The following is an 11,385-nucleotide window of genomic DNA, read 5'->3' as shown; positions in this document are numbered from 1 at the left end:
GTGACGCGAGCTGCCGCCTCCGGGCGCTGACCGCTCATGCGGTGCCCGCTCAGGCATGCTCGGGCGCCCTCCGTGGTGACGCGAGCTGCCGCCTCCGGGCGCTGACCGCTCATGCCTGCGACTTCTTCAGGCGTAGCCGGCTCCAGGTGATGACCGCCAGAATCGAGGTGATCACGATCAACAGCACGATGTCGAGGATCCAGATCCCCGGCTTGTGTTCCCAGAGCGGATCCTCCTGCGCACCGATGACCAGCTCGCGCAGGTCGACGGTCGCCGCGCCCGCGGCGTAACCCCAGCGCGACGGGAACAGGTACGACACCTGCTCGAGGCCGACCCGGTCGGTCACCGGGATCAGGCCGCCCGCCATCACCAGCTGCACCATGATCATCACCACGAGCATCGGCATGACCTGCTCGTTGGACTTGGCCAGGCTCGACATCAGCAGACCGAACACCACACAGCAGACCGCGGTCATCGCGATGTCGAAGTACAGCTCGACGCTGCCGTTCGGGATCAGCGCGCCCTCCGGCGGCGCCTTCTTGCCGAGGAAGGTGATGCCGACCAGCACCGCCGACTGCAGGAACGCGGTCACGCTGAACACCACGATCTTGGCCATCAGATACGCCGACGGCAGCAGGCCGACCGCGCGCTCGCGATAGAAGATCGACCGCTCACCGACCAGGTCGCGCACGGTCAGCGTGGCGCCCATGAAGCACGCGCCGAGGATCAGCACGACCAGCAGCTGCTGCGCCTCGCCACCGCTGGATCGCGCGAACGATCCGTCCGGCTGGGCGATCAGCGGCCCCTCGGTGAAGCCGTCGCTACCAGGCACCACCAGCGACAACGCGCCCAGGATGAACGGCAGCACCACCAGGAAGATCAGATAGCCCCGGTCGGCGAAGATCAATCGCAACTGCCTGCGCGCCAGCGTGCTGAACTGGCGCATCCCGCTCGACTGCGGTGGCGCGCCCGCGTTGCCGCGGTTCAGCGGCGCCGGTGGCGGCGGCGGTGGCACGTAGGCCTGCCTGGAGCGATAGGCCGCGAAGGCCTGGTCCGGGTTGGCCGCGACCTTGGCGAAGATCTCGGCCCAGTCGGTCGTGCCGAGCGCGGCGCCGACGCCACCGGGGTGCCCGGCGAAGGCGGTCTTGCCGCCCGGCGCGAGCAGCACCACCTGGTCGCACATGTCCAGGCAGGCGACCGAGTGGGTCACCACGATCACCACGCGACCGGCGTCGGCCAGTTCGCGCAGCATCTGCATGACCTGCCGGTCCAGCGCCGGGTCCAGGCCCGAGGTCGGCTCGTCGAGGATCAGCAGCGACGGACCGGTCAGCAGCTCCATCGCCACCGACGCGCGCTTGCGCTGACCGCCGGAGAGCCGGTCGACGCGGGTGTCGGCGTGCTGGGTGAGCGAGAGCTCCTGCAGGACGCCGTCGATCACCTGCTGGCGGTCGGCCTTGGTGGTATCGGGCGGCAGCCGCAGTTCGGCGGCGAAGCCGAGGGCCTGGCGGACGGTGAGCTGACGGTGCAACACGTCGTCCTGCGGGACCATGCCGATACGGGAGCGCAGCGCCTCGTACTCGGCGTGCAGGTTGCGGCCCTCGAAGGTGACCACACCGCCGGAGGGCTGGGTGCTGCCCGCGATCAGCTTCGACAGCGTCGACTTGCCCGCGCCCGAGGGGCCGATCAGCGCGGTCAGCGTGCCACGACCGGCCTGCATGTTGACGTCGACGAGCAGTTGCTTGTTGCCCTCGACGGTGAAACCGACCCCGTGCACCGTCAGGCCGAGCTCGGCGACCGGCTTCTGCCGATGCGCCAGCGCGCCCTGGGTGACGACGAAGTCGATATTGCCGATGGTGACGATGTCGCGCTCGCGCAGCACCGTGCGCTGCTGACGGTGACCGTTGACGAAGGTGCCGTTGGCCGACCCGAGGTCCTCGATGACCAGGCCCTCGTTCGAGGACACCAGGCGCGCGTGCTTGCGCGAGGCCAGCGGATCGTTGACGACGATCTGATTGTCGGAGGTTCGGCCGATGCTCAGGCCGCCGGGCGGAATGCGATCGCCGCGCGCCACCGGCTCGGTGGAGGCCGACTTGCGCACCGGCGGCAGCATCGAGGAGTCGGCGCGGCGGGTCATGTTGATGTTGTCCTGCGGCGCCATCGGCTGGGACGGCAGCTGCGAGGTCGGCACGTACTGCGGCTGCTGCGGCGCCGGTCTGGACGGCGGTTGGTAGGGCTGCTGCTGCGGACGTTGCGGCGGACGTTGCTGTTGCTGCGGCTGGGACGGCGGTGCGAGCATCGTCGCGGCATGCCGCGACGATGGCGCCGCGGGCACCAGATGCAGCAACGGCCCACTGATAGCGTCCCCCAGACGCACCTGTGTGGGCCGATCGATCGACACAGGCTGACTCAGCCTGCGCGCGTCGACGAAAACGCCATTGGTGCTGCCGTTGTCGGCGAGCACCCACGCGCCGTTCTGGAAACGCAGAGTGGCGTGCACGCGCGAGACCAGCGGACTGTCCACGAACAGCGTCACTTCGGGCGCCCGGCCCATGGTGATCTGCTGGCTCGCTTCGAAGACTCGTTCGGTTCCATCATGGCGCACGGTGATGGTCTGCGCCCCCGGTGAAGACATGGAGCGGATACTATGCCATCGCCCGGACATCGGCGGTGCCCCCGAGACGGCTTCAGTCCCGATCCGGCGATCGACCTGCACAAGTATCCGGCCGACCAGGGGGACTGATGCCGAAACCCCAAGTGCTCATTGCGATCACCGCCGTGCTATGCGCGTTGCTGAGTGCGGGCTGCACGCGGGCGATCGACGGCCACGGGGTCTCGATCTACGACGACCCGTTCCAGGTGGCCGGGCTGCCGACCACCGGCGGCCCGAACGGCCCGCGGCCGAACGTGCCGGATTCGGCGCTGACCGCGTCCAACGGCGACGGCGGCGAGGTCGACGCGCTGGCACTCAACGCGATCGACGACATCCAGTCGTATTGGAAGGACGCCTTCGGCGTCGAGTTCCGCGGCGAGACCTTCGAGCCGGTCGAGAAGCTGGTGTCCTGGAACGCCAGGGCCTCGCGCAACCAGGCGATCGAATTCTGCAAGGAGACCACCTACCACCTGGTCAACGCCGCCTACTGCCGCAGCGACAACTCCATCGGCTGGGACCGCGCGATGCTGCTGCCCACCATGAGCGAGACCTTCGGGAAGATGTCGGTGGTCATGGTGCTGGCCCACGAGTACGGTCACGCCATCCAGACCATGGCCAAGCTGGTCACCAAGAAGACCCCGGTCCTGGTCAAGGAACAGCAGGCCGACTGCTTCGCCGGCGCGTTCATGCGCCACGTCGCCGAGGGCAAGTCCAAGCACTTCACGATCAACACCTCCGACGGCCTGAATTCCGTCCTGGCCGCGACGGTTTCGATCCGCGACTCCGACCCCGACGACCCCGAGAGCGTGCACGGCTCGGCCTTCGAGCGTGTCACCGCGGTGCAGATCGGCTTCACCGACGGCCCGCGCGGCTGCAAGGGCATCGACGACGAGGAGATCGACCAGCGCCGCGGCAACCTGCCGCAGAGCTTCTCCGGCGACCAGGGCCGCGGCGAGTACCCGATCTCCAAGGAGAACCTGGTCGAGCTGAGCAAGGCGCTGCAGTCGATCCTGCCGGTCGAGGACGTTCCGACCTACGAATACTCCGGCGCCAGGATCGACTGCAAGGACGGCACCGCCACCGAACCGGTCACCTACTGCCCGGCCAGGAACGTCATCGCCACCGACGTGCCCGCGCTGGCGCAGCGCGGCTCGGTCGACACCGACGACGACGGCCCGCTCCCGGTCAAGGTCAGCGGCGACTACAACGGCTATGTCGTGTTCATCTCCCGCTACACCCTCGCCGTGCAGCGCAGTCACGGCCAGGCGCTGACGGGCGCGAAGACCGGTCTGCGCGCGGCCTGCCTGTCCGGTGTCGTCACCGGCAAGCTGGCCCAGCCCGGCCGCCCGGTCAGCCAGGGCGATATCCAGCTCTCGGCCGGCGACCTCGACGAGGCCGTCTCCGGCCTGCTCACCGACGGCCTGGCCGCCAGCGACACCGAGGGCAACACCGTCCCCAGCGGCTTCTCCCGCGTCGACGCCTTCCGGGCGGGCGTGCTCAACGGCGAGACCACCTGCTTGTCGCGGTACAGCTGAAGTGTTGGAGCGCTGGCGCGCTCGAGGTCGCGGCCCCTCCGGTCCCGTCGGTCAGGTGCCGTGGCTTGCTCCTTCGTCGCGGACGCCACGGCACCTGACCGACGGGACGGCCGCGACGGCAGGCTTCGCCTGCCTGCCCTCCCTAGAGGTCGGGCGCGGTGGCTGGGTTCAACGGCTGACCCGCCCCTCCCTAGAGGCCGGGCCTGGTGGCTGGGTTCAGGGCGCCGGCTGACCCGCCCCTCCCTAGAGGTCGGGCGCGGTGGCTGGGTTCAGGGCGCCGGCTGACCCGCCCCTCCGTGGGGTCGGGCGTGGTGGTGTGCGGCTCTGTCAGCCGAACGGGGGTGGTGCGGCCGGCTCGAAGCGCAGGACACGGTTGCCGATCATCACCTCGGTGCCCGGGATCAGCACCATCGGCTGGTTCGGGGTGAGCCGGATCCAGTCGCGGTAGCCGGGCAGGCGGGTACGGGTGCCGTTGGTCGAACCGCGGTCGACGAGCTGGACGTCCCAACTCACCAGGTGCACTTCGGCGTGCGCGCGGGACATCCCGCCGGAGGTGTCGTCGACGCGCAGCGGGATGAGCCCGCGCTGGGCGGCTTCGGAGTTCTCCGGGTCGCGGCCGATCACCGCGTCGGCGGCGAGCAGGTAGGTCATGCCGTCGTCGAGGACGAGCATGCCCAGCGGCGGACGCACCACCTCGCTGAGCGCCTGGGTCTGGTCGACCGGCATGCCGCAGACCGTGCAGAACGCCGAGCGCGGATCACTGGGATGCGCACGCGCGCACTTGAATCCCATCACCTTGACCGTGAGCACCGTCGACCTGGCCGTCGCCTCGAGGCGGCGCTGCAGGTCGGGGTCGGGTTCAGGCGCGGGGTTGGTGCCCGCGTTCCTGGTCTCGGCGTTGTGCGGGTCGACGGCCGCGTGCGCCGGTCCGGTGGCACCGGTGGCCGCGTCCATCAGCGACGTCGCCGGCTGCATCCCGGTGGCGGGCGGCTCGGCCGGACGCGAATCCGCCTGCGCCGGATGTGGTTCCCGATCGATGCGGGCGGTGGGCGGCGGTGGCCTGCGCGTGCCCGCCGCCGGTTCGGCGGTGCGGACCCGGGAGCGGGTCCCGTTGGACCACACCACGGCGCCGCCCGCCTGCGCGATCCCCTCCACCAGCCACCCGACACCGCGCTCCGGCGGCAGATCGGGAATGCGGCCCTTGGCGTCGTCGACGAACAGCGCGACCGCGGTGGCCGGCTCGGAGGCCACCCGGTCGACGGTGAACGCGGCGTCGCTGCCCCGGTAGTACTCCGCGGCGCCGTCCCCGGCGAGCACCGCCGTCACCGCGCCGTGCAGGAAGATCGCGACCCCGCCGTTGTCGGCGCTCGAGAGCACCCCGAAATCGATCGGCGTGCCCGGCGAGATCTGCTCGGCGTACTTCATCAGCCAGCGCGTCGCCTCCCGCGCGACCACCGACCCCGGTCCGCCCGGCGCTTCCTCGGCGGCGGCGCGCACGAGCTCGGCCAGCGATTCCAGCGCGACCGCCGCGGTGTCGTCGGGAGTGAGCCTGCCGTGCCCGCGATGAGCGACCACGATCACCGCGCCCGCGACGCGCGCGACCGCGTGACTTCCGAGCACGACTTCGACCTGCCGATCCCTCACAGGTATCGGCCTCTACCGGAACTGCGCAGCAGGGTCGTCGCCATGCCCTCCAGACTATGGCAAACCCGCCCACATAGGTCCCCCTGGGCGGCGTTGGTCCGGTAACTTCAAGGGACCGCGGGAGGAACATCAAGGGGCACCGATGATCTATTCGACGAAGATCCGTATCGCGTCCGCACTCTGTGGTGCCATGATCGCCGCCGCCCTCACCGGCTGCGCGGTCACCGGAACCCCGGTCGCCGCCGAACCCGACGTGCGCGGCCTGGAGACGGGCACCTACGCCACCGATCACCACAGCTACGACGACACCGCGGGCAGCCGGGGCGCGCTCGTCGAGGGCACCCGCATGTCGGCGGCCGTCATCCCCGCCGTGCGGATCGATCCGTCGCTGTCCCACGGCCGCGGCGGCACCGTGGTCCCCGATGTGGAGCGTGCGCTCGACTTCGTCGCCAATGTCTCCAAACCTGTTCTGGAGAACCGTAAATTCGTCACCGGCTACGCCGCTCTTGGCTCCGACAAGCCCGATCCGTCGGGCCAGAAGCGCCCCGCGGCCGACGCGACCGCTGTGACCACCGCTGTCTTCCGTTTCCCGGATGCCACCGCGGCGACCCTCGCCGCCCGCGAACTCGAGGACGTCGACCTGGCGGTGTCACCGGACAACCGCAAGCTCCCCTCGACCAAATACCCCGAGGCCTACGTTCATTGGCGCCCGAACGTGCCGACCATCGGCGCGTTCCTGGCGCACAAGGAGTTCGTGATCTCGCTGTTCATCCAGCGCCCGCGCGCCGACGCCGCCGACCTCACCGCCTGGGTCGACAAGACTCTCGCCGCCGAACTCACCCAGCTCGCCACCTTCACCCCCACCCCCTTCGACAAACTCGGCGATCTGCCGATCGACCCGGAGCGCCTCCTGGCCCGCGCCGTGGTCGAGGACCGGTCCGGCGAGCACCCCGACCAACACTCCTTCGCCGTCTACAACCCTGCCCACCTGGTCAACAACGCCGACGACCAGACCACCCGCCAGCGCCTGGTCGAGTCCACCGGCGCCGAGGCCGTCGCCCTGGTCGACGGCGGCTCCATCACCCGCGTGCGCGACCTGGCCGCCGCCAAGGCCCTGATGACCGGCCTCATCGACAGCGCGGGCCACTACGACACCCTGCCCGCCCCTACCGACATCCCCGGCGCCAAATGCCTGCAACTCAACAACCAGGGCGACGCCGAGGAAGAGTACAAATACCGCTGCTACGTCCCGTACAAGCGCTATCTCGGCATCGTCAGTTCCGACCAGGAACCCGACGTCCGCCAGAAGATCTCCGCCCAGTACGCCCTGCTCGCGAATAGTTTGTGAGTCCGTAGCCGCACCACGGCCCCACCCATCCCCGAATTCGGTGACGTAGTATTCCGCCGACCATCGTTTCGGGGAGGAATGATCGTGTTGCGAGCCACGAGATCAGCCAGGACCGCGTGCGCCGCGCTGGCGGCCACCGTGCTGGCAGGTGTCGTCGTGGCATGCGGCACCGGCGACGAACCGTCCGGCGCGAGCGAGAGTCCGGTGGATATCGCCACCCTCGATGTCGGCGCCTACGCGACGCAGCCACGCCAGGTCGGCACGGTCGCGAACCAGGACCAGGCGCGATTCATCGAAGCCGAGCGGCTCGGCGACCACGTTCCCACGCCCGCCGACGTCGACGCGCGCTTCATCCACACCAATCCGTCGATCGCCACGGTGTTCATCGACGCCGAGGCCTCGCTCGGCAAGATCATGGCGGTCGATCGATTCGGCGAGATCGCGCCGGATTTCATCGGCGGTTTCGTGAGTTCGGCGCAGACCGCGCCCGACAACAAAGGCATCGACATGGTCAATGCCGTGATGATCTTCCCCGACGAGCAGAAAGCCGCCGCCGCGGCGACCGCCCTGGAACGACTCGATTTCGGCTACGCGCCGAACAACCAGCCGCTCGAGATTCCCGGCTATCCCGCCGCGAAAGCGCATTGGCAGCCCGACCAGCAATCGATCGGATCCTGGTTCGCCACCGGCCATCTCGTGATCTACACGTGGCTCTACGACTACCTGAAGATCTATCTGGAAAAGGTGGACAAACAGGCTCTGCTCGACCTGACCCGCAAGAGCCTCGACACCATCGTGCCCTCGGTCGCGAAATTCACCCCCACCCCCGTCGACAAACTGATGACGCTGCCGCGTGACCGCGAGAACATGCTCGGCCGCACCGCCCCACGGCCGCGCGAGGATTCGTGGATCAACCCGCCAGGGGTGTACGCGGGCCGCACCGCGCGGCACTTCTCCTCCGACCCGGAGAGTACGACGAAGATGATCGCCGACAACGGCGTCGACCTGTTCGCCAACGACGGCTCCGACGTCTACCGCGCGCGTGACATCGCCGGCGCGCAGGCGGTGCGCGACGAACTCGGCGGCCTGACCCGCAAGTTCACCGCCGCGGACCCACCCAAGAATCTGCCGAGCGCCAAGTGCAAGGAATACATCGGCCGGGAGAAGCTCGCCGTCCGTTTCTACTGCGCGGTGTCCTACGACCGCTACGCCGCCTACGTCTGGTCGAACCAGCTCCTCGATGCCCAGCAGCGCATCTCCGCCCAGTACGCCCTGCTGGTGAATGCCCGATGAGCATCCCGAAGCGCACCCCGACGGTACTGATCGCCGCCCTGCTGACCGCCGTCCTCACGGCCTGCGGCGCCACGGTGTCCGGCACCGGCGTGCCGGGCGAGATCGATGTCCGCTCACTCGATGTCGGCGCGTATCCCACCGAACCGCCCAATGCCCACGACGACGACCCCGTTCCGGCCTTCTACGAGATGTACAAGCTGGCCGCCATGCGGATCGCCGACTACGCGATCAGCGCCTACGACATCGATCCGCAGATGATCTACGGCAACCGTGCCGACGCCAACAATGCCCGGCTGATGCCGTCGGAACTCGGCAACGAGACCGCGATGTCGGCCATCGCGCAGAAGCACAAGATGCTCTACGGCTTCCATTCCAGCGGCGCGTCGAAGGATCTCAGCGTCAGCACCAGCGGTACCTGGCCGACCAAGAAGGACAACAACTGGTTCACCGCAACCACGATGATCCTGCAATTCCCCGACGCCGAGCGCGCCACGGCGGCGGCTAGGGAATTCCACGACGCCGACTTCGCCGCGCAGGAGGGCCGCAACCAGCCGGTGTCGCTGCCGAAATACCCTGCCGCCCACGCCCAGTGGCGTCCGGACGCGCCGTTCGTCCGGGTGCTGTTGCCGCACGGTCCGTATGTGATCGCCTTCCTGCTGTCGGTGGCCAGGCCCGACCTGCCCGCGCTCACCGCCCTCGCCGAGTCGGCGCTGACCAAGCAGATCGAGTCGCTGGCCGCGATCACACCGCTGACCGACGAACAGCTGATGACCCTGCCCTGGGACCCCGATCACCTCCTGATGCGGACCCTCAACCCCGAGGGCCTGACCAGCCCCGAGGGCTCGAACTACCTGGTCACCGGCGCGCACGGCATCCAGCACTACTCCGGTGGCCCGCTCCCCGACCACCGCGAGTACCTCGGGCAGCAACTCACGAAGATGAACGCCCAGCAGGTCGCCATCTCGTGGGGCTCGATCGGGATCCGCACTCCCGACGCCGAGTCGGCCCGCCGCGCGGTCGTCGAGAAGCTGTTCCTCTGGCCCACCGCGACCGACGTCGCGCCCCCGCCGAACCTCACCGAGGCGGCCTGTGTGGAGAACAAGCAGCTGGCCGCGAAGAAGCGCTTCAGCTGCATCCTCGCCTACAAGCAGTACGTCGGGATCGTCAGCAGCGAACAGCTCCTCGACGCTCAGCAACGCGCCGCCGCACAGTACGCCGTCTTCGCCAACAGCCGTTGAGCTGAGCACTGCGCGGCAAGGGGGTGGCCAGTATGCTCCCGCCGGAGCGCGGCACACCGAACGAGTCAGGAGACCGAAAGAGATGACGATGAGCCCGGGCACCATCGTCGGTGGCTACCGCATCATCCGCAAGCTGGGCGCGGGCGGCATGGGTTCGGTCTATCTGGCCGCGCATCCGAGCCTGCCGCGCACCGACGCGCTCAAGATCCTCAGCCCCGAACTCAGCCGCGACCCCGAGTTCCGCGCCCGCTTCGAACGCGAAGCCAATCTCGCCGCCGGCCTGGACCACCCGAATATCGTCTCGGTCTACAACCGCGGCGAGGAGAACGGCCAACTGTGGATCGCCATGCAGTACGTCGACGGCACCGACGCCGCCGCCGAACTCGCCCGCGACCCGCACGCGATGACCCCGCTGCGCGCCCTGCGCATCACCACCGAGGTCGGCAAGGGCCTCGATTTCGCACACCACCGCGGCCTGCTGCATCGCGACGTCAAACCCGCGAACTTCCTGCTCTCGGACACCTACGGCGACGACGAGCGAGTGCTGCTCACCGACTTCGGCGTGGCCAAGTCGACCGACGACGCCTCCGAGCTCACCCAGACCGGCAGCTTCCTGGCCACCATCGCCTACGCCCCGCCGGAACAGCTGTCGGGCGGTCACCTCGATCACCGCGCCGACGTCTACAGCCTGGCCTGCGCCTTCTTCAAACTCCTCACCGGCCAGAACCCGTATCCCGCGACCCAGCCCGCCCTGGTGATGATGGGCCACCTGCACGAACCGCCGCCCCGCGCGACCGCCGTGCGCCCCGGCCTGCCGCCCGCGATCGACCACGTCTTCGCGCGCGCCATGGCCAAGAACCCGAACGAACGGTTCTCGACCTGCCGCGACTTCACCACCGCCGCGACCGCCGCCCTCGTCCCCGGCTCGACTCCCCCCGGCCACCACACGTCGGCGACGCACCCGATCCAGACCCACACCCAGTGGTCCCCCACCGCCGTGACCGCGATCGGCGCGACGAATCACGCTGACCCACCGAAGAATTCGAAGAACCGCCTGGTCCTCGCCCTCGGCGCCCTGGTCGCCGTCGTCGCGGTGGCCGCGGGCATCGGCATCTGGGCGTCGGCCGGTGACACCCCGGCTACCGGCGGGTCGGGCACCACCGCCGTCTCGACCGCCGCGCTGAGCCCGATCGAGCAGGCCCGCAAGGACAATCCGGCCTTCACCGGCAAGACCGTCCTGATGGTCGACGTCGACGCCGACAACAAGGTCGCCACCTATCTGGGCGGCACCCTGCAGACCAAATTCCTCGAAGACCTCGGTTTCGTCTACAACTTCAACTACACCAAGACCGGCGAGGAGCCCTCGCCCCGCCCGGTCGCCAACTCCTCCGACCGCCTCGACGTCCCCGAGGACAGCTACATCCTCGCCGTCCGCAGCGACGCGAAGGCCGGCGGCGGCGGCCTCCTCGGCCTGCCCTTCCAGATCACCGGCTCCCGCGCCACCGTCATCCCGATCGACGACCCGATCAGCGTCACCGCGATGCGCTCCTGGACGTCGAGCTCGGAACAGACCCTGCTGTCGCGACTGGTCCCGATCCTCGAGAGCCGGATCAAGTAGCCCGCCCGACCGGTCGGCGTCGGCGCCCTCCGCTGCTGGAGCGCGAGCTCGGAGCAAGC

7 protein-coding genes are annotated in these 11,385 nt (G+C 69.2%); 5 read left to right on the top strand and 2 right to left on the bottom strand.

The genetic code is table 11. The features are described 5' to 3' along the window. Positions 1-109 precede the first annotated feature (109 nt). Positions 110-2,632, bottom strand: coding sequence for an FHA domain-containing protein (locus ATM97_RS10205; protein ID WP_218717726.1), 2,523 nt, complete (start codon positions 2,630-2,632; stop codon positions 110-112). Between the two features lie 107 nt (positions 2,633-2,739). Here ATM97_RS10205 and ATM97_RS10200 point away from each other — a divergent pair, with 107 nt between their 5' ends. Further along, positions 2,740-4,185 carry a metallopeptidase gene (locus ATM97_RS10200; RefSeq protein WP_218717725.1) on the top strand — a complete coding sequence of 482 codons (1,446 nt, stop codon included), beginning with the start codon at positions 2,740-2,742 and terminating at the stop codon, positions 4,183-4,185. A 327-nt stretch (positions 4,186-4,512) separates the two neighbouring features. Here the strand turns inward: ATM97_RS10200 and ATM97_RS10195 are convergent, their stop codons facing one another. Then, positions 4,513-5,805, bottom strand: coding sequence for an FHA domain-containing protein (locus ATM97_RS10195; protein WP_255587503.1), 1,293 nt, complete (start codon positions 5,803-5,805; stop codon positions 4,513-4,515). Positions 5,806-5,971: 166 nt separating this feature from the next. On the opposite strand from ATM97_RS10195, the gene ATM97_RS10190 reads away from it, so the two are divergent. The 4 genes from ATM97_RS10190 (at position 5,972) to ATM97_RS10175 (ending at position 11,326) form a co-directional block, all read left to right on the top strand. Next, positions 5,972-7,177, top strand: a complete 1,206-nt coding sequence (locus ATM97_RS10190; RefSeq protein ID WP_218717723.1) for a hypothetical protein — start codon at positions 5,972-5,974, stop codon at positions 7,175-7,177. A 78-nt stretch (positions 7,178-7,255) separates the two neighbouring features. Then, positions 7,256-8,470, top strand: a complete 1,215-nt coding sequence (locus tag ATM97_RS10185; protein ID WP_218717722.1) for a hypothetical protein — start codon at positions 7,256-7,258, stop codon at positions 8,468-8,470. After that, a complete protein-coding gene (locus tag ATM97_RS10180) occupies positions 8,467-9,708 on the top strand; it encodes a hypothetical protein (RefSeq protein WP_218717721.1) in 1,242 nt (413 codons plus the stop codon). The genes ATM97_RS10185 and ATM97_RS10180 overlap by 4 nt, the downstream gene beginning before the upstream one ends. A gap of 82 nt (positions 9,709-9,790) precedes the next feature. Further along, the gene (locus tag ATM97_RS10175) at positions 9,791-11,326 is read left to right on the top strand and encodes a serine/threonine-protein kinase (protein ID WP_218717720.1); all 1,536 of its coding nucleotides are present in this window, start codon (positions 9,791-9,793) and stop codon (positions 11,324-11,326) included. Positions 11,327-11,385: the final 59 nt, after the last annotated feature.

Source organism: Nocardia sp. MH4 (assembly GCF_019266065.1).
Taxonomy (GTDB): Bacteria; Actinomycetota; Actinomycetes; order Mycobacteriales; family Mycobacteriaceae; genus Nocardia; species Nocardia canadensis.
The sequence above is the reverse complement of the archived record's forward strand: the minus strand, read 5'-3'. Positions and strand labels throughout refer to the sequence as shown.